Origin of the sequence: Pseudoalteromonas sp. BSi20652 (assembly GCF_000239855.1) — a bacterium.
Classification (GTDB): domain Bacteria; phylum Pseudomonadota; class Gammaproteobacteria; order Enterobacterales; family Alteromonadaceae; genus Pseudoalteromonas.
Map to the genome: position 1 here is coordinate 1 of NZ_BADT01000052.1, position 19,883 is coordinate 19,883.

The window sequence follows — 19,883 nt, forward strand, 5'->3', positions numbered from 1 at the left end:
GATACATGCCAATTTGATAAAGTTATTTTTGCATGTCATTCAGACCAAGCACTTGCACTGTTAGGCGATGCTTCTGATAAAGAAAAGTCAGTACTAGGTTCAATTGCTTACACAAAAAACTCAGTAGTGCTACACACTGATACTAACTTGTTACCTGATAGAAAAGCAGCATGGGCAAGTTGGAATTACCTACTCAATGACAATATAGATAAAGCGGCAGTTGTTACTTATCAAATGAACATACTCCAAGGTATTTCGTCAGATACACAGTTTTGTGTGACGCTAAATCACCTAGAAGGTATCAGTCAAAGCAAAATATTACGTGAGTTTACTTATCACCATCCGGTATTTAATGAATCCTCTATTGCCGCTCAAAAACTAAAGCACAGTATTGATGGTCATAATAATAGTTATTTTTGTGGGGCCTATTGGTTCAATGGTTTTCATGAAGATGGTGTTCGCAGTGGTGTAGATGTGGCCAAGCAACTTGGGGTCGAATTTGACTAGTGCAGTTTATTTAGGCGATATAAAACATCGCCGTTTTGCTGTTAAAGAGCATCGCTTTAGTTATCCTTTGTACATGATGTGGGTGGATATAAATAACCCTGGGCAGTTAAACGGCGTACATAAGCAGCTAGGTACGTCAGGCTTAAAAGCGTTAAAATTTAACCAAGCTGATTATATTCAAAATATATCTGACCCTCATCACTCTTCTCTTATTGAACGTGCTCACATAAAACTTGCCGCGTTAGGTGTAAATGAAACATTTACCCATGTTTATATGCTCGGACAACTGCGTTGTTTGGGGGTTTATTTTAGCCCAGTTAACTTTTATTTTTTTGGTAATAGTGATAACGATTTTGTTTATATGATTGCTGAAGTAAGCAATACACCATGGAATGAACGTCATTACTATTTAGTGCCCTTAGAAAAAAAAGTGAACTTTAAAAAGATTTTTTCCGTATCACCGTTTATGAACTTAGACATGGACTATCATTGGCATATACGGCAGTCACTTGATAAAATATTGATACACATTGAAAATAAGCGTGATGAAGTACTATTATTTGATGCATCGCTTCGTTTAAAGAGGGTAGAACTTACTAACAATGAGGTGAGTCAACTTCTTAAACGTTTTCCGGCCATGACATGGTCTATTTTTAAAGGTATTTATAGTCAAGCGTTAAAGTTATTTATAAAGAGAATACCTTTTATAGGTCATTCTGGTAAGCCATAAAACACACAGATAGTTAGAACAATAAATAGGTATTTTAATGGATAAAGTGTCGAGCTTAAATTGCGAACAAAGCACGAGTTGGTTAACGAGTACATATAAAAAATTAGTCATTAAAGCTTTCTCGACTATTGAAACAGGCCAAATTGTTTTGATTGAAGGAAATGAGCGAATTGTTTTTGGGGATGAACTATCAGATTTAAAAGCAACGATTACAGTTAATGATAAAGCAATGTACAAAGCATTTGCACTTTCGGGGAGTGTAGGCGCCGGAGAAGCCTATATTTTAGGGTATTGGTCTTGTGATAATTTGACTTCATTTATAGAAATATTTGCTATAAACGAAAAGCAACTTGACGAGTTTGAAAAAAATTTGCATTCTTTAGTAATATCGCACACCGCTTCAATCATATAAAAAACAAAAACTCTGAATCGGGCTCTAAAAAGAATATTGTTGCTCATTACGATCTCGGAAATGATTTGTACGAATCTTTTTTAAGCAAAGAAATGCTTTATTCAAGTGCAGTATACCCTACAAAAGAAGCCACACTTGAAGAGGCGCAGCAATACAAGTTAAAACAAATTTGTGAGCAGGTTGAGCTTCAAAAAAATGATACTATAATTGAAATTGGCACAGGGTGGGGGGCTTTTGCAATATACGCAGCCACACATTACGATTGCCATGTAACAACAACAACTATATCTGACGAGCAACATGATTATGTAGCTAACAAGATAGTTGAGCTTGGTCTTGAAAGTAAAATAACATTGCTCAAACTTGATTACAGGCTGCTAAAAGGTAAATACGATAAGCTTGTTTCGATAGAAATGATTGAAGCGGTTGGTCATGAATACTTGCCAAGCTTTTTTACTCAGTGTGGAGCACTTTTAAAAGATAACGGCGCCATGCTTATTCAAGCAATTACTATTGGCGATCAGCGTTATAAGCACTACTTAAAAAATTCTGATTTTATTCAGCAATATATATTTCCAGGCGGATGTTTGCCATCGCTTAACGAAATGAGTGAGCAAATTAAAAATAATACCGATATGGTAATTCATACGGTTAATGATATTGGCGCTCACTACGCACGAACATTAGCAGATTGGCGAACTCGCTTTATAAAAAGCTGGCCTGAATTAGACCGTTCTAAATTTGATGAGCGCTTTTATCGTTTATGGTTATTTTACTTTGCTTACTGTGAGGGAGCGTTTAGGGCGCGCGCTACAAGCACGGTGCATTTAATGGCACGTAAACCGCGTTTTGTTAGTGAAAATGATGATATTGCACTCGGTTATTAACTTTGTTTTGTTTCAAGCAGTGTGGTTTTTATCATTACTGCTTGAAGCAAATTCGCTACTTTTTAGCGGCTTGGTTATTGTTTTAATGTTTTATTTGTCAAAACAAAAAAACAAGACTCTTTACTACTAATTAAAGCACTGCCTTTAGCACTAATTCTTGAGTTTACTGCTGTAAAATTAGGCTTGTTGGAATTTAAAATGTATCCCTTCCCCATGTGGCTGGTTTTTTTATGGGCTGCATTACTACTCTCGTTAAATACTTCTATGGGTTTTTTAAGTAAATTAAAGCTTTGGCAGGCATTTTTAGTTTGTTTAGCTTTTGCGCCTGCGAGTTACTGGGCAGGTGCACGCTTTAATGTAATAAGCTTAGGGCTACCTCTTTGGCAGTTTTGGCTTTTTTATGGTGTGCTCTGGTCTGCGTTTTTTACTGCTATCCTCTATATAAATCAAAGAATTAAGTTATTCATTGAACGCTGAATGTGTACAACATTTGTTTCGTAATGTTTTATTTATAAACGGGAGTTTGTTTTGAAATTTTTACTCAAGGTTATTACTTTTTATTTAATTACAACCACACTTGTTTTGGCTAACACAGAGTTTACTAAAGTAGGCGAAGCCCGAATGGAGTATCTATTTTGGGATGTATACGATGCTGAGCTTTTTACTCCTTCGGGTGACTACAGCTCAGAGATAAACCCCATTAAATTTAAGCTCACCTATTTACGTGATTTTGACGCCAAAGACATTGTAAAAGCAACAAATGAACAATGGGTACATTTAGATAAAGCAGAATTGCCCAGCAAATACGATAGTAAATTACTTTCTATGTGGCCTGATATAAAAAAAGGTGAATCGCTAATGTTGATCACAGACAACCAAGGCGTGAGTACTTTTTATCACAATGATAAAAAAATTGGTGAAATTGATGAACCTCAGTTTTCGAGTGACTTTTTAGCCATTTGGCTTGACGAAAAAACCTCTGAACCAAAATTACGAAAACAATTATTAGGGAATTAATATGAATGCACTAACCGTACTAAAAACATTCGCAATAGGCTTATCTACTCTATTTTTAGTAAGTTGTTCGGCGCCAAATGTAGAACATTATAAAAATACATCGCCAAATTTCGACTTTAAAACATTTTTTAGCGGAAATTTGAAAGCCTATGGTGTTGTGCAAGACTTTAAGGGGGAATTAACCCGAAAGCTTGTTGTAGATATGAATGCGACTTGGGACGGTAACCAGGGCGTTATTGAAGAAGACTTTGTTTATGACGATGGTGAGACCCAAAAGCGCATTTGGAAAATAACGTTAAATGAAGACAATAGTTTAACAGGTACGGCAGATGATGTTATAGGTACAGCAAAAGGTAAAAGTGATGGTAGTGTTTTTCATTGGAATTACAACGTTAAACTCCCTTACGATGGAAGTACTTTAGAGGTGAGTTTTGACGATTGGATGTATCTGGTTACACAATCACGCTTGATAAACCGCACATCTATTGTTAAGTTTGGCGTTGAGGTCGGGGAAGTGACCTTAGTGATCGAAAAAATATAGTTTATTTACCCCGTAGCTAAACTTGCACCAAAATTGTACTCAAATTAAGTTTTGTTTAGTCAACGTGCTGTATTTTAGCGAGAATTATTAGAATTTTATGTGTTTTTGAAGATTTTAAACAAAAAAAGCAATTTGCTGTTGCTAACTGCTTAAAAATACATAAAGATAGGTTTTGCGAAGGCAAAATAATAACGAATAGGAATCTAACAATGAATAAAGCTCAATTAGTTGAAAAAATTGCTACTGATGCAGAAATTTCTAAAGCCGCTGCTACTCGTGCTCTTGACGCGTTTACAGGTGCTGTAACTTCTTCTCTTAAAGAAGGCGATTCAGTAGCATTAGTTGGTTTTGGGACTTTCTCGGTAAAAGAACGTGCAGCGCGCACAGGCCGTAACCCACAAACGGGTGCTGAGATCCAAATCGCAGCGGCAACTATCCCAAGCTTTAAAGCAGGTAAAGGTCTTAAAGACCAAGTTAACCTATAATTGGTTTAACAAATTAAATGATAATGGGGCTATTTAGCCCTTTTTTTATTTTTTAAAGACCATCAATTGATGGTCTTTTTACATAACTTTATGCTTTTAGGGCTTTATCGCCTCTACCAATACCAACTGCACCTGAACGTACAACTTCAATGATATCGGTTTCGTGACGAAGTGTATCTAAAAACGATTCAATTTTATCTGTGCTGCTTACGAGTTGTAAGCTATAGCTTTGTCGGCCCATATCTAAAATAACACCTTGGAATACATCAACTACCCGAGTAACAGCTGCACGGGTCGTCTCATCTTGCGCAAACACTTTAACAAGTAATAGCTCACGTTCGATGTGGCTCATTTCTGTTAAATCAATGATTTTAAGTACATCGACTAATTTGTTAACTTGCTTTGTGATCTGCTCAACAACTCTGTCATCACCCATAGTAGTGATGGTAATACGTGATAAGGACTGATCGTCAGTTGTGCCAACTGTAAGGCTGTCGATATTGTATGAACGTTGCGAAAATAGCCCAACAATACGCGACAGTGCACCCGGTTCGTTTTCTAATAATATAGATAAAATACGACGCATTATGCTTTCACTCCTTTACGTAACCACATTTCATCAATGCTACCTAACTTGATTTGCATGGGGTATACATGTTCTTTTTCATCAACAAGGATATCTAAAAATACCAACCGATCGGTAATTGCCATTGCTTTATCAATAGCAGGTTGTAATTCTTCAAGTGTGTTTACTCTAATACCCACATGCCCGTAACTTTCGACTAATTTAACAAAATCAGGTAGTGAGTCCATATAAGAAGAAGAATGGCGTCCGCCGTAAACCATGTCTTGCCATTGACGAACCATACCAAGAGAGCGATTGTTTAAAGACACGACTTTCACCGCTAAGTTGTATTGCAAACAGGTAGAGAGTTCTTGAATATTCATTTGTATAGAGCCATCACCAGTTATACACACCGATTCTTTATCAGGAAAAGCAAGTTTTACCCCCATTGCTGCTGGTAAGCCAAAACCCATAGTGCCTAAGCCACCAGAGTTAATCCATTGACGAGGGTGTTTAAATGGATAGTACTGGGCTGCGAACATTTGGTGCTGACCAACGTCAGAGCTTACGTAAGCATCGCCATTAGTGGCTTTATAAACAGCTTCAATTACGGCTTGTGGCTTAATTTTGTCACCATCAGTGTTGTAGCTTAAGCATTTTTGCTCACGCCAGCTGATAATTTGACGCCACCAATCTTCTTGCGCGCTGCGGTCTATTTTAATTGAGCTTTTATCTATACCTTCTTGTAGTTGCCCCAGTACAGTTGCCAAGCAACCAACAACAGGTATGTGTGCTTTAATTGTTTTAGAGATAGAGGTTGGATCTACATCTACATGTACAATGGTGGCATTTGGACAAAACTTTTTGACGTTATTTGTTACACGGTCATCAAAACGAGCACCTAGTGCTAAAATTACATCGGCATTAGCCATTGCTTTGTTAGCCTCAAGCGTGCCGTGCATACCTAACATACCCACAAAGTTAGGATGAACACCCGATATACCACCAAGCCCCATTAAGGTATTTGTAATGGGTGCATTTAACGACTCAACCAAATGCGTTAATTGCTCTGACGTATTTGAAATAATAATACCGCCACCAGAATAAACAATGAGCTTTTTAGCTTCTAATATTGTGGTAACTGCTTTTCTAATTTGCTTAGAGTGGCCCTTTGTATTTGGGCTGTATGTTCTAAGCTCTGTTGTTTTAGGAAAATTGTATTCAAACTTAATTGCAGGGTTTAACATGTCTTTTGGAAGCTCAACCACAACAGGGCCTGGGCGACCAGTACTTGCTAAGTAAAATGCTTTAGCTAATATAGTAGGAATTTCTTGCGCGCTTCTACAGTTAAAACTGTGTTTTACGATTGGACGTGAGCAACCTACAATATCAGTTTCTTGGAATGCATCATCACCAATTAAATTTGTAGGCACTTGTCCTGATAGCACAACCATTGGAATTGAATCCATGTAAGCTGTGGCAATCCCTGTGATACAGTTTGTAGCGCCAGGGCCTGAGGTAGCAAGAACAACACCAACTTCACCCGTAGCGCGAGCATAACCATCAGCCATATGTGTTGCTGCTTGTTCATGACGTACTAAAATATGCTCAATTTCATCTTGTTGAAAAAGTGCATCGTATAAATCTAATACTGAGCCCCCCGGGTAGCCAAATATGTATTTTACCTTTAACTCTTTTAATGCCTGAACCACTAGTTCAGAGCCATTATATTCTTGTTTGCTCATCCTCATTCCTCTGTGCGCTTTTTATGCATAAAAAAACCCCCGCGTAGAGCGAGGGTTTTTAAAAAGCAGTATCACCTTTTAATACATCCCCGCTGGGCTTATAACTAAGACCAGTACGAGTACGACTAAAAGATTAATGTGTGTGTTCATAGTTTTTACTCTACTTAGCAAAACACTGCTTTTAAATTAAAAATCTGTATAGGCTTATTTTTAAGGGTTTTGAACCTTTATGTCAACCTTGAAAGTGAATATTTGCATTTTAAATTCGTTTTTGTCTTTGTTTTTACGTGAATATGCAAAAAGATTAATATTAAATGACTTACATAGCAGAAATTATGCGTTTATTGTCTGTGCTATAAATTAGGTTCTAAAAGTATTGAGGGACTAATATGTTAACTATATGTTTTATCATATGTTTAAATTTCGATTATTAGGTATGATTACTACATAATTATGTTTGAGGAAAACACAGTGAAAAAAGTGACGTTATTTGCGCTTTTAACTACGTTATTAAGCCCTATAGTTGCGGCTAATAATATAAGCCCGCATGATATTGGTATAACTAACGAAGAACGTATTTTATATTGGCTTAAAAAAAGAGACCAAATATCCTCTAGTGAGTTAGATAGTTCATTTAAGTCATATATGAGTAACAAAGACGTTGCCAATCACTCTATTAAAAATGGCTTTAGGCAATTTAAATCCTCCTCCAACGTTTTTTCAAACACAAATAAACAACAGGTCGCTTTTTCAACGTCGCTAGTGCCAGATCAAAGCGTTAATGATGTAAAAGTGTTAGCTATCTTAATTGATTTCCCTGATCTCAAATACGACGATAATCAACTTGTAAAACAAGACACAGGCATGTTTTACGCTGAATATCCAACTGAACATTATCAGCAAATGCTTTTTAATACTCAAGGTTATACGGGGCCTGATGGACAAAGTTTACCAACTGCTGCAGATTATTATAAAGCGGCTTCGGGGAACAGCTTAAACTTTAACGGGCAGGTATATGGCTGGGTAACTGCTGATAATGATGCAAAAGTATATGGTGAGCGCCAAGGCAGTACACGAGATAAAAATGTACCGGCACTCGTTAAAGAGGCTGTAGAAAAAGCTGTTGCAAAGTTTAATATTAATTTAGCGGATTACGATTTAACCGATTTAGATGATATTGATGGCGATGGTATTGTTAATGAACCTAATGGCATCATTGACCATGTAATGATTTTTCATTCAAGTATTGGTGAGGAAGCAGGTGGCGGTTACCTAAGCACCGATGCTATTTGGTCGCACCGCTACTATGTGTTTGGTGAAAATAGCGGGCCGAGCGAGATTGCAGGCAGCAATATTAAGCTCTTTGGTTATACCATTAACCCTATTGATGCAGGGATTGGTGTGGTAGTGCATGAGTTTGGACATGACTTGGGATTATTGGATGAATACGACTTACAATCTAATACAGTAGGTGAGCCCGTCGCTTCTTGGTCAGTTATGTCTACAGGAAGTTGGGCAGGTTCGCCAAGAGGTTCAGAGCCGGTTATGTTTAGCCCTTATGCGCTTGAGTATTTACAAAAACGATACCAGGGTAATTGGGTTAATCAGCTCACGCTTGATATGGTTGAGATAGACGCTAACTCACAGCAAACATTAATTAATACTGCGAGTACTTCACAACTACAAAGTCAAATAAAAATAAAACTGCCACCAAGGCTCGAAAAATTTAGGGCACCAGTAGAAGGTGATTTTCAATACTATTCAAATACGGGCGACAATGTTAGTAACAGCTTAGCGAATACAATAGTGCTACCAAGCACAACTGAGGCACTTACTTTAAGCTTTATTGCTTATTACAGTATTGAGCGCGATTACGATTTAGTTCAAGTAAAAGTAAATGGTGAGCCAATCGCGAGTAACTATACCCAAGCGCTGAATCCATACTACGGTGATATTGGTCCGTATATCTCAGGTGATTCATTTATTAATAGTGATGCTAAGCAACCTAACGGCTATTTAACCCATAAGTTTGACTTATCAGCTTATGCTGGGCAAATAATTGATTTAAAAATTGAATACATAACAGATGCGAACACACATTATTATGGTTTTGTAGTTGATGATATGCGCATTGAGCAAAGTGATACTTTAATTTGGAAAAATAACGCACAAGATCAAGTTAACACTGAGTTTAATGGCTTTGAAAAAATAGGTAGTTACACATATGCATCGCCATCACATTACTATTTACAACTGCGTGCATCTACAGGCGTTGACAGTAGCTTACAAGCAGAGCAGTACTCACCAGGATTATTATTGTGGTACAGCAATGAATCTCAAGCAGATAATAACACTACCGAGCATCCAGGCAGTGGTTTTGCATTAGTGGTAGATGCCGATCAGCGCTCAATAAATAAAGGTAGTACGCAAACTCCGGCTGCTTCAGCAATTCAAATACGTGATGCTGCTTTTAGTCTATACCCGCAGCGGGCTGGGTTAGGTGATGATGACTTATCAGCTATTACTCAGTTTACTGATAAAACCGATTATAGCTTTGCAGCGCAACAGCCATCGGGCGTTGTGCTTCCACAGGTTGGCTTTGGGTTTAATATTATAAGCCAGTCAGCAGACAGTGAAGACATAGAAGTAGAGCTTAATTACGATGTTACTGAGGGAATTAATTTTACTCAAACCGGTTTAATCGTTAATTTTAGTGTCGAAGGTTTTGCACTCACGCCTGCGGATAAATTTACGTGGAGTTTTGACGATGAAAGCTTCAGCACAGAGTTAACGCCTACTCATGAATACCAAGACTATGGCACTTATAACGTTGAGTTTATGGCAAATAATGGTACTTCACAGCAAGTAGCTGTAGCACAAGTTACACTCGTTGAACCATTATCTGTAAATGAAATTAAATATGAAATAAACCAAGGAACGTTAACAGCTGATGCTTCGCTTACAGGAGGGGTAGCACCGTATACTTATAATTGGCAGCTAGGGGATGGGAAAACTTTAGCGACCCAATCGCTCACTTATAATTATTTATACTCTGGTGATTACCAAGTAACGCTTACAGTGACAGATAACGAAGGCAACGAACAAACGAAAGCGATTGATGTAACTGCTAATGTTCCGCTTAGCATAAACGCAAACGTTACGTTTAGTGATTTAAGCGCACAGTTTAATGCCCAAGTAACCGGCGGCTTTAATAGTTACACTTATAGTTGGGATTTTGGTGATGGCAGTGCGTTATCAAATTTACAAAACCCAAGGCATACTTATCAAGCTGACGGGACTTATAACGTAACGTTGAATGTTACTGATACTCAAACCAATGATACTTTTACTCAAGAGTTATCTGCTACTGTACAAAAACAACAAAGTAGTTCGGGTTCAAGTGGGGGATCACTGGCAGGTTTATTAGGATTACTACTTTTGGGCTTAATTAGGTTTAATACTAACTTGCATAAATACACTAGGTTAGTAAACGCAGTTAGTAAACGCAGTTAGCAAACACAAAAAAGCCCGCTAAATTAGCGGGCTATTTAAATTAATAACAAATATTAATTATAAACGGTCAATTACTGATTGAGTGAAATCAGTTGTACCGTGAACTCCACCTAAATCGCGTGTAGTACGGTCACCTGATTTAATTACATCAGCAACGGCGCTACGTATACGCTCTGCTGTGTCGGCCATATCTAAATGCTCAAGCATTTGAATTGACGCTAAAATTACAGATGTTGGGTTTGCTAGGTTTTTACCTGCAATATCTGGTGCGCTACCGTGAACAGCTTCGAAAATCGCAGCATCTTCACCTATATTAGCACCCGGGGCCATACCTAAACCGCCTACTAAACCAGCACAAAGGTCAGATAAAATATCGCCAAATAAGTTAGTTGTAACAATTACGTCAAACTCTTCAGGTGTCATTACTAGTTTCATACATGTTGCATCAACAATCATTTCAGTTGATTCAATTTGTGGGAAACGTTCAGCTACTTCACGCGCAACTTTTAAAAATAAACCAGATGTAGATTTTAAAATATTTGCTTTATGCACAGCAGTTACTTTTTTGCGGCCTTCACGTACAGCAAGCTCGTATGCAAATGTTACGTATTTTTTCTGCGCCTTCACGCGTAATTATCGATTTTGCTTCTGCCTGATTACCGTCTTCACTTACTATTTGGCCTGCACCAGAGTACATACCTTGCGTGTTTTCACGAATAGTAATGATATCAATATCGTCGTAACGTGCTTTAGTGCCAATGAATGATTTAACAGGGCGTACGTTAGCGTATAAACCAAATTGCTTACGAAGTGTTACGTTTATAGACGTAAAACCTTCACCTACAGGCGTAGTTAATGGGCCCTTTAAAGTTATTTTGTTCTTAGCAATCGTGTCAATGGTTTCTTGTGGAAGCAACTCACCTGTCTTTTCAAGTGCAGCTAGGCCTGCATCAACAAATTCGTAATCAAAATCGCATCCTGCGGCTTTTAGGATTTCAAGTGCTGAGTCGATAATACTAGGACCGATGCCGTCGCCTTTGATCACTGTGATGGTTTGTTTGGCCATTAACTTTTCCTTTAAAGAGTTTGATGTGCACATAAATAATTACTTTGAGATAGTAATTGCTTGTTAAGTAGTTTATGTGATGTTTGAAAATTTAAGGGCGCATTTATACCAAAATACCGCCCATTTTGCTAGTTTATACTATAAATACTCGGTATAAATTGTATTTATAGCTAAAATAGAAATAATAAATAAGAGCTCTTCCACTAAATGAAGTTAGACAACCCGAGTGCTTGTAATTGCTGTTTAAAAATGTCGCTATTACTCCACCCTTGGCGTTTTAATTGTTCCTCAAAGGTTTGTAATTGCCAGCTAGTTAGTGGCAGTTCGGGCTTAAATACGCTCTGAGCAACAACTTTTAGCGCAACCCATAGTTTGTTTTCGTTTGTTAAATGCTTTTTAGGCGTTTGTTCTGCTTCTAATAATGCACTAGTCCAAGGATTATCACTTAATAAGTTAGAAAGCTGTAAATTAAGTTTTTCGCTATCAATTATTGTGCTGACACCAAAAAATGAACAAATAGACGTACTCAGGCTTTTATTAGGAGACTCATTAATCAAAATTTTACGCGATATGTGCGTACTGCAATCAGTTAATAAAAAGTGCGTATAAGCATAGAGCGGTAAAGTTATATGCTCAAACTGATCGTGTTTATTTTTACTTACTAACAGAGCCATTATTTTTACTAAGGAATCTAGCCTGTTAACTACAAATGCGTGTAAAGGGTGAGGCGTAACGTTGACAAGTTGTTCAAATACTACCCGCTGGATAATTGCAGGTGCATTATAATATCCCACCATAGATAAACTATGTTTAAGATCCTTAGCTGCTTGATGCTCTTTATTATACGGTTTTACTGCCTCACATAAATTACTCACTATTTGTGGATGAGCTTGCATTACTTGGCTTAAACCTTTGTAACTATATTCATGTTGTAATTTTATACGGCTAATTAAATCAAGCAGATTTTGTACTTCGTTAACAACTGGAATATGTTTAGAACTGATGTGTTCGCTATTAAAAACTTTAAAACTGATTGTTTTATCTGCACATTGCCATTGCTTTGGATTATCGTTAAGTGATGCTTTAACTCTATACCAAGCTAACTTATTTGAGTTGGCAGTACTTATTAAAATATGTCTTTGCTGCGCATCAGTAGCCAAATAAATCATAGTTTGTTCTGAATAAGAAACAAGACTACCAGGTAATAAAGGGCCAATATGTCCCATGAGTGACTTTATAAGCTTTAAAGCAAATAAATTGGGTGTGCGAATATATAAATCGGAAAGCGCTTTGAATAAGCTTATATGTTTTTTAGAGGCATTATACGTAATGTTCATAGCAATAATATTAGCCAACGCGAGTAGCGTTATGCTTCCATCGTAAAGCATGATTTTAGGAGCGCTCACTAGAGCTTGCTTATATTTACTTAATTTAGCTAATAGTTGAGTAACGGTTTTTGCTGAATCCCCTCCGGTTAACATGATTTTAGCGCTTAATTGATGGCGTAATTTCCATATTTTTTTATCGGATTCGTCAAAATTTGTTTGTTCACCAAGTTTAATTAATTGGTCATTAACACATAAATGTTCAACTAGCGCCGTGCTAATATACAGCTCAGTTAAAGCATTGTTGTAGTTTTGAGATTTACACAGTGCGGCAGTTAAAACACATTGGTTAATGATTAAGTTTATAGCATAGGAATAATTAGGGCTATAAAATGACAAACGGGCTTGAAGGGCAAAGGGGTACTCAGCATATAGCTCTCTATATTGCTGGGCAAGTTTACACATTAAAGGATATAGCGCTGACCATTGTTGTTTATTATTATAATAACTTAAAAATAATTGTGTGTTATTAAGCAACTGCTCTAGCTTTGTTGAGATAGGCTCTTCCATTATGCCTTCACCTAGTTTTGTTCCTGGTATTTGTTATAAGCATTTGAGCCCCATAAAAGAAGCTGTCCATTTTTAAATAACAAACCTGTGCATTCATCCATGGTTGTAATTCCGTCAGACGTTTTATGTTGCGTACGATAAAAAATAATTTGCAAGACCTCATCTCCATCGCGTTTAGCATAGGTAAGATCAGGGCTACCTAAATAATCGAGTACGTTATTGAGTGTTGTTGGCTGCTCAAGTGATAGTTTTTCGATATAACGTTTATTAAAAGCTTCTCGGTCTTGCCAGATCATAGCCTGAGGATCGTCTTTATAAAAGGTAATCACCAATGTTGCTATTAGCGCATAAAGGCCTAATCCTAATATTAAATATCTAATAAACTTTTTTAACATGGTTTGCTCTGACTACTGTAACTGAGATTAGTATACGTATTGTAATTAGCACAGGCTATAAACTTGCGACTAATTAAGTCTTAACTGCTTTAAACTAAAGCCTAAATTTATATCGGTACGTAAACTAACCAAGTGCTTTGAGATTACGTACATATCCATATTAGCGGCTAACTTTGCTTTAATACTAGGGCTTAGAGACTCATCTTCTGCCGCATGCTCAATTGAATTATAGTTATTAACTATTTGCTGTGCAGACTTAGTACCTATTCCTTTTACTCCCGGAATATCATTTGTTTTATCACCAGCCAAAGCCCAAAAATCAACGAGCTTATTTTGCTCAACACCAAAACGCTCTTTTATACTTGTCTCGTCTAAATAGAGTTTTTTAAAGTAATCATAAACTGTAATGTAGGGGCCTATATAGGGTAAAAAGCCTTTATCAGTAGAGACAACAGTATTAGCTATTTGATTATTTGATGCCTTAAACGCAAGCGTTGCAATAATGTCATCGGCTTCATCGTTAATAGGCTCAAATACTACAATACCGGTTTCTTCAATTGCATTTTTAAAGTGTATTAAGGCATCTTTTAGGACTTGAGGCATTGGCGCGCGGGAGTGTTTATACTCTTTATAAAAATGATAACGCCAACTTTTATCCCCATCAAATACAGCTATAGCATGGGTGGCATTGCTAGTACTTAAAAGTTTTTTACACGCATGGGCAACACGTGCACAACATGTTTGTATCATTTGTTCATCGCTGTGATGTTTTTGATTAGCATCAACAGCGTAAATGCGCCTAATTAAATTAAGCGCATCAATAAGAAGTAAATGGGGTTTCAAACTATAAAACTCATGCTTTTATTTTATAACACGGAATGTATTTGCTGCCAGGGAGTTTCATACGGCCTTGATCAACAAATGCTTGTAATAACGTATCCATATTTTCCATAAGGGCAGGCTCGCCACTTAAAATGTATGGACCGTTTTGCTTAATGGCTTTAACGCCTTCGTCTTTTACATTTCCAGCTACAATACCTGAAAAAGCTCTGCGTAAATTAGCCGCTAATAACTGCTTTGGTTGATCAAGATGTAAATCAAGACTTGCCATATTTTCGTGTGTTGGTGCAAAAGGTTGTTGAAAATCGTTATCGATTTTTAACGTCCAGTTAAAGTAATAGGCATCGCCTTCACTTTTACGGTAATCACGAACATTAGCCATAGCCGATTTTAGCTTTTGTCCAACTAACTCAGGATTATCAATAATAACTTCAAACTTATCCAACCCCTCTTTACCAAGCGTCATTTCAACAAATTCACACAGCTCTTTAAAGTACGCTTCACTTTCTTTAGGCCCAGTTAAAATAACAGGCAAACATTGTTTGGTATTATCTGGGTGCAGTAATATGCCTAATAAATATAGTAATTCTTCGGCAGTACCTGCGCCACCAGGAAAAATTATAATGGCGTGAGCTGTTCTTATAAAAGCTTCAAGGCGTTTTTCAATGTCAGGTAAAATAACTAATTCGTTAACAATAGGGTTTGGTGGCTCTGCAGCAATAATGCTTGGCTCTGTTAGGCCTAAGTAACGGTTATTAGTATTGCGCTGTTTTGCATGGCCAATAGTGGCACCTTTCATTGGGCCTTTCATGGCACCAGGGCCACAACCAGTACAAATATTTAACCCTCGTAAGCCAAGTTCATAACCTACCTGCTTGGTATATTTGTATTCAACTTCATTTATTGAGTGTCCGCCCCAGCAAACAACCATACTTGGCTCGCTATTAACACGCAGCGCACCTGCATTTCTAAGCATATCGAACACCATGTGGGTAATGGCTTTTTGTTCTTTTAAATCTTTTTCGTATTTTTGACAAATAAATAAAATATCGCGAATAACAGAAAATATATGTTCGTGGATACCCGTAATTATTTCGCCATCAACAAATGCGGTTTCGGGTGGGTTTTCAAGCTCAATTTTAATACCGCGTTCACGACTAACAAGGCGAATATCAAAATCTTTATATTTATCGTATATTTCGTTACTTTCGTCTGTGTGGCTACCCACATTAAGAACAGCAAGCGCACAGTTTCTAAATAATTTATAGCGCTCGCTAGCAGAAGATTGCTCTAATAAATCAACCTCTAATTGCGACAGTAAATCTAAAACTCCGGTTGGATTTAATTGTATTAACATAGGCGTTCTCCTTGCTATTTATTATGTAAATTACTACTTAGTCATACTGCTTCTTATCTTGTTTAAGATATTGACTCTATTTACTCATACAAAGACGATCACGGCCTGTATTTTTAGCTTCGTAAAGTGCGTCATCAGCTCTATCAAATGCTTTGATCGGAGAGTCTCCTTTCTTAAACTGAGTAGCACCTATCGAAATAGTAATTTCGATTTGTTTATCTTTAAATTTAAAAGGTATATTTTTGATTACCTTTCTAATTTTATCCAACGGTAGGGCGGCATTATTTAAAGACATATCCGGCATTAATAGCACAAATTCTTCACCGCCGTAGCGAGCAATGAAATCTGATTTTCTTACTGATTTTTTAGTGCTTTTGATATAACTTGCAGTGTTATATCACCCGCTGTATGACCAAATCTATCATTTATAGATTTGAAGTGGTCAACATCTATAACAGCAAGCGTAACATCTGAAGCCTGCACATTAAATAGGTGCATTTCATGGTTGTAGCGTTCATCAAATGCAGCTCGATTAGGTAATTTTGTAAGCGCATCAAGTAAACTTTTAAAGCGCTGTTCGTTAAGGCGTTTTTTATAGGTAGTTAGTTTACCTTCTAGCGTACCAATGCGTTTATTTATTTCACTAAAACTAGTGCTGAGCATTTCTCGGTCTTTTATTTCTAGCTTTCCTTTTGCTATAAAGTCTTCACTTAACGATTTCAACTCGTTATCTACAAGTTCTTTTAGAGACGAAATTGATGTTGCTTTTTGTGTTTGCTCGTTAAGGTTTTTTATTTTTCGTTCAATGTTTTTATTTAGTGAGTCAAACTCAACGCCTATAGAGTCTGAGTGTCTACTGGTTGACACGATTGAATGATGAAGCTCTTCAAGTGTTTGGTTTAGTGAAGTTAAAAAGCTTTGCGCAGATTTTCGTTCTTTACTTATGTTTTTTACAACAATAGAGATGATATTGATAGCGGAGTTGAGAAGTGCATCCGTTGTGTTACTTTCAGTAATAGTACTTTTTATACTATTAATTTGTTGTATTGTTTCATCTTCAAGAACAAGCTCATTAGCAAGCTCAAGCAGCTTTATTGCATGACCAGGCTTTGCTGCGCAATTTTCTCCACCGTGCGTGTTTTGCTTACTTAGTAAAGCTTGATGGTAAAAAGTAATAAGTTGATTAAGTAAAGGAATATAACCGTGCGTTGTATGCACATTATTAATTTCATGGTCGAGTAAGTTTCTTAGTGTTCTGCGCGTATCATCGGGTAAACCTTTGGTTTTTTGTAACTGTTTACCTGCATTGTGTACACTGTTGAACAAATCACGTTGTTGGGTTTCTTGAAACGATTCTTGGTTTTTTAAGAGTATGAGTATTTCACCAATAAGTGGCGAAAGAAGGTCAAAGTTTACCCCGTCATTCAATGCGTTTCTAAACTTGGCAAGACGATTATCTAACTCAATATCAAGACCTTTACAGCTTAACGATAATTTAGCTGAAAAATCACACAGAATATCGACTTGATGTTTGCGAGCGCTTTCAACAGCCATGCGAGCATCAATTGCTTGTTTTAGTTTTTTATCTGCAGCGTTAGAACTTTGTGACACCTAAGGATACCACCATCAAGTTAATTTCATTCTCTTTAGTCTACAACAAATTCTTATTAAGTGTAGTTATCCAGTAAAAAACATAGAAATTTTAATGAGCTACTTCGTATAAACCCGTATTCAGGGTTATTTATCGTATTTAATTCACTTTTAAATAGGGGCTTGCTAGTCTAGGAACAATTAAGTTTCCACTAAGAGTCTCTATGAAAAAGTTATTAGCCCTTTCAATTTTAGCTGCATGTTCAGCGCCTGTATTTGCCGATGTAAATTATTCTTTAGAAATAACCCAACCACAACATCATTTAGGTGAGGTAAGTGTTGGGTTTCCAAAAATAGCGCAAGCACACCTTGATATAAAACTTCCTGCGTGGCGAACGGGTCGCTACGAAATGTTAAACCTTGCTAATGGCATTCGCTACTTCAAAGCAAAAGATGAAGATGGCAAAGAGTTAAAGTGGGAAAAAATTGATCACAGTACATGGCGTGTACATCTTAATGAGCCAACAGAGGTTAATGTTGACTACCAGGTGTATGCAAATGAGCTTGGTAAGCGTGCTCGCCACATTGACGACAGCCACGCATTTATAGATGCGTCAGGCTTTTTTATGTTTAGTGAATCATTTCGTCAAGAGCCAGTAACCGTTAACTTAGAGGTGCCTAAAAAGTGGCGCTCTGTATCGGGTATGGATAATTTAAAAGGCAAAAATTCATTTAAAGCAGCTGATTACGACGTACTTGTTGATTCACCAATCGAAACGGGTATTAACCAACTACACACATTTGAAGTAGAAGGGCGTGAATACGACCTAGTTGTTTGGGGCGATGGTAACTACGATGTAGAACTAATGCTTACTGATCTTAAAAAATTAGTTGCCACGGGTAATGTAATTTGGGATGGCTATCCGTATGAGCGTTATGTATTTATGGTACATGCAACGTCGGGTGCTGGTGGTGCAACAGAGCATTTAAACTCAACTATTATACAACGCCCACGCGACCGATTTGGTAGCCGCGAAGATTACTTAGCTTTTATAAGTACAGCTGCGCACGAATTCATTCATACATGGAATGTTAAAGCGTACCGCCCTCAAGGTTTAGTGCCGTACGATTACACCAATATGAACTATTCAAAACTCCTTTGGATTGCAGAAGGTTCAACAAGTTACTTTGAAGATCATCTATTAGTGCGCTCAGGCATTCAAACAACAGATGAATTTTTCAAAATGATGAGTAAAACAATTAATCGTCATTTACAAACACCGGGCCGTGAAGTGCAAAGCGCAAGCGAAACAAGTTTTGATAAATGGATTAACCAAGGTGGCGATCATGCACGTAACTACAGCACCAATATTTATTCAGAAGGTTCATTACTTTCATTAGTTTTAGATATCGATTTGCTAGAAAAAAGCCAAGGTAAAATAAGCTACCGAGACGTACACAAAGCACTTTATAACAATCATAAAATGCCAGCTGGTTTTACAGATGGAGATGTACTTAATATCTTAAAAGATTTAACAGGACGTGATTATTCAAGCTGGTGGCAAGAAAATGTTGAGTCGCCTGCAAGCATTAACTTTGATGAGTTACTGACTAAAGTAGGCTTGAAATTTGAACGCCCTAAAAAAGCAAAAGCGCTTGCAAGTATTGATGCTACTGCTAAAAATACAGGTGAACTTCTTACATTAAGCTACGTTCGCCGTGGTGGAAGCGCGTGGAAAGCAGGTTTAACTACCGATGATAAAATTGTCGCTATAAACAAGCATCACGTAGGTAAAGATTTAAAAACCAGCTTAGAAACGTTTAAAGCAGGCGACAAAGTATCAGTTGACTTTATAAGACGCGATGCCCTTGAAAGCCTAACATTAGTATTATCAGAAGAGTTTGATAAACCTAAAAAAGTAGTTGCTGATAAAGACGCTACGCTTGAACAAAAAGCACTATTTAAAGCGTGGATTGGTATAGCACATCCAAATGATGTAAAAAAAGACGAAGAGTGAGTTAAATCTAGTCAAAATACATTAATTTAAAGTAAGGGAGAGTTTTCTCCCTTATCTTTGTCATTTATCCATTTTGTCATCGTTACAGGCTACCCGGGGCGTACTAACCGCTACTGTATAGCAACAAAGGTAGATAAGACAGCTACCCTAAAGCACGTGTTCATAACTCAAAAGGTGGTAACTCTGGTTGGCCAACACTTAACGGTTAAGCAGAGCTTGTTGGCTTACTGTTTGACTGTGTTTACGAAAGTATTATTGGTGATTGGGATTACAACCCTGAGCTTAATCGCTCAATTCACGTTGATACGCGCTACATGCGT

Annotated in this window: 12 protein-coding genes and 6 pseudogenes; 10 read left to right on the forward strand and 8 right to left on the reverse strand. The window is 37.2% G+C overall.

The genetic code is table 11. The features are described 5' to 3' along the window. The 7 genes and pseudogenes from P20652_RS17585 to P20652_RS13500 form a co-directional block, all read left to right on the forward strand. Positions 1 to 507: pseudogene (locus tag P20652_RS17585) on the forward strand (FAD-dependent oxidoreductase); the annotation flags it as partial. Then, positions 500 to 1,237 carry a DUF1365 domain-containing protein gene (locus tag P20652_RS13515; RefSeq protein WP_008166790.1) on the forward strand — a complete coding sequence of 246 codons (738 nt, stop codon included), beginning with the start codon at positions 500 to 502 and terminating at the stop codon, positions 1,235 to 1,237. The pseudogene P20652_RS17585 and the gene P20652_RS13515, both read left to right, overlap by 8 nt. Before the next feature lie 37 nt (positions 1,238 to 1,274). Beyond that, positions 1,275 to 2,536: pseudogene (locus P20652_RS17590) on the forward strand (class I SAM-dependent methyltransferase). Then, positions 2,514 to 3,013 (forward strand): annotated as a pseudogene (locus P20652_RS17595) (DUF2878 domain-containing protein). The pseudogenes P20652_RS17590 and P20652_RS17595 overlap by 23 nt, the downstream one beginning before the upstream one ends. Before the next feature lie 51 nt (positions 3,014 to 3,064). Continuing rightward, complete coding sequence (locus tag P20652_RS13510) at positions 3,065 to 3,553, forward strand: chalcone isomerase family protein (RefSeq protein WP_008166799.1); 489 nt, start codon at positions 3,065 to 3,067, stop codon at positions 3,551 to 3,553. A 1-nt stretch (position 3,554) separates the two neighbouring features. Beyond that, the gene (locus P20652_RS13505; RefSeq protein ID WP_008166801.1) at positions 3,555 to 4,094 is read left to right on the forward strand and encodes a DUF3833 domain-containing protein; all 540 of its coding nucleotides are present in this window, start codon (positions 3,555 to 3,557) and stop codon (positions 4,092 to 4,094) included. Positions 4,095 to 4,303: 209 nt separating this feature from the next. Continuing rightward, positions 4,304 to 4,579 (forward strand): HU family DNA-binding protein, encoded by a 276-nt coding sequence (locus P20652_RS13500; protein WP_008166804.1) that lies wholly within the window; start codon positions 4,304 to 4,306, stop codon positions 4,577 to 4,579. Positions 4,580 to 4,667: 88 nt separating this feature from the next. Here P20652_RS13500 and ilvN read toward each other — a convergent pair whose 3' ends face one another. Both ilvN and P20652_RS13490 read right to left on the reverse strand, forming a co-directional pair. After that, positions 4,668 to 5,165 (reverse strand): acetolactate synthase small subunit, encoded by a 498-nt coding sequence (gene ilvN, locus P20652_RS13495; RefSeq protein ID WP_008166807.1) that lies wholly within the window; start codon positions 5,163 to 5,165, stop codon positions 4,668 to 4,670. Beyond that, positions 5,165 to 6,889, reverse strand: coding sequence for an acetolactate synthase 3 large subunit (locus P20652_RS13490; protein WP_008166808.1), 1,725 nt, complete (start codon positions 6,887 to 6,889; stop codon positions 5,165 to 5,167). Before P20652_RS13490 ends, ilvN begins: the two co-directional genes overlap by 1 nt. Before the next feature lie 471 nt (positions 6,890 to 7,360). Here P20652_RS13490 and P20652_RS13485 point away from each other — a divergent pair, with 471 nt between their 5' ends. After that, complete coding sequence (locus P20652_RS13485) at positions 7,361 to 10,402, forward strand: immune inhibitor A domain-containing protein (protein WP_008166810.1); 3,042 nt, start codon at positions 7,361 to 7,363, stop codon at positions 10,400 to 10,402. Between the two features lie 57 nt (positions 10,403 to 10,459). Here the strand turns inward: P20652_RS13485 and P20652_RS17600 are convergent. The 6 genes and pseudogenes from P20652_RS17600 to P20652_RS13460 all read right to left on the reverse strand — a co-directional run bounded on the left by P20652_RS17600 (position 10,460) and on the right by P20652_RS13460 (position 17,566). Then, positions 10,460 to 11,468: pseudogene (locus tag P20652_RS17600) on the reverse strand (isocitrate dehydrogenase). Between the two features lie 203 nt (positions 11,469 to 11,671). Further along, positions 11,672 to 13,363 (reverse strand): hypothetical protein, encoded by a 1,692-nt coding sequence (locus P20652_RS13480; RefSeq protein ID WP_008166815.1) that lies wholly within the window; start codon positions 13,361 to 13,363, stop codon positions 11,672 to 11,674. 11 nt (positions 13,364 to 13,374) lie between these two features. Further along, positions 13,375 to 13,758 carry a DUF3192 domain-containing protein gene (locus P20652_RS13475; RefSeq protein WP_008166817.1) on the reverse strand — a complete coding sequence of 128 codons (384 nt, stop codon included), beginning with the start codon at positions 13,756 to 13,758 and terminating at the stop codon, positions 13,375 to 13,377. Between the two features lie 69 nt (positions 13,759 to 13,827). Beyond that, a complete protein-coding gene (gene xni, locus P20652_RS13470; RefSeq protein WP_008166818.1) occupies positions 13,828 to 14,601 on the reverse strand; it encodes a flap endonuclease Xni in 774 nt (257 codons plus the stop codon). A gap of 10 nt (positions 14,602 to 14,611) precedes the next feature. Next, positions 14,612 to 15,955 carry a nucleotide 5'-monophosphate nucleosidase PpnN gene (gene ppnN / locus P20652_RS13465; protein WP_008166819.1) on the reverse strand — a complete coding sequence of 448 codons (1,344 nt, stop codon included), beginning with the start codon at positions 15,953 to 15,955 and terminating at the stop codon, positions 14,612 to 14,614. Positions 15,956 to 16,031: 76 nt separating this feature from the next. Then, a pseudogene (locus tag P20652_RS13460) lies at positions 16,032 to 17,566 on the reverse strand (diguanylate cyclase). A gap of 203 nt (positions 17,567 to 17,769) precedes the next feature. On the opposite strand from P20652_RS13460, the gene P20652_RS13455 reads away from it, so the two are divergent. Both P20652_RS13455 and P20652_RS20185 read left to right on the forward strand, forming a co-directional pair. Further along, the gene (locus P20652_RS13455; RefSeq protein ID WP_008166822.1) at positions 17,770 to 19,563 is read left to right on the forward strand and encodes a M61 family metallopeptidase; all 1,794 of its coding nucleotides are present in this window, start codon (positions 17,770 to 17,772) and stop codon (positions 19,561 to 19,563) included. A gap of 164 nt (positions 19,564 to 19,727) precedes the next feature. Then, positions 19,728 to 19,883: pseudogene (locus tag P20652_RS20185) on the forward strand (S46 family peptidase); the annotation flags it as partial.

Bases quoted from the DNA above. Each gene is read 5' to 3' on its own strand.
- P20652_RS13475 (WP_008166817.1), bottom strand. From the start codon at position 13,758: ATGTTAAAAAAGTTTATTAGATATTTAATATTAGGATTAGGCCTTTAT.
- P20652_RS13480 (WP_008166815.1), bottom strand. From the start codon at position 13,363: ATGGAAGAGCCTATCTCAACAAAGCTAGAGCAGTTGCTTAATAACACA.
- P20652_RS13505 (WP_008166801.1), top strand. From the start codon at position 3,555: ATGAATGCACTAACCGTACTAAAAACATTCGCAATAGGCTTATCTACT.
- ppnN (WP_008166819.1), bottom strand. From the start codon at position 15,955: ATGTTAATACAATTAAATCCAACCGGAGTTTTAGATTTACTGTCGCAA.
- ilvN (WP_008166807.1), bottom strand. From the start codon at position 5,165: ATGCGTCGTATTTTATCTATATTATTAGAAAACGAACCGGGTGCACTG.
- P20652_RS13490 (WP_008166808.1), bottom strand. From the start codon at position 6,889: ATGAGCAAACAAGAATATAATGGCTCTGAACTAGTGGTTCAGGCATTA.
- P20652_RS13500 (WP_008166804.1), top strand. From the start codon at position 4,304: ATGAATAAAGCTCAATTAGTTGAAAAAATTGCTACTGATGCAGAAATT.
- P20652_RS13455 (WP_008166822.1), top strand. From the start codon at position 17,770: ATGAAAAAGTTATTAGCCCTTTCAATTTTAGCTGCATGTTCAGCGCCT.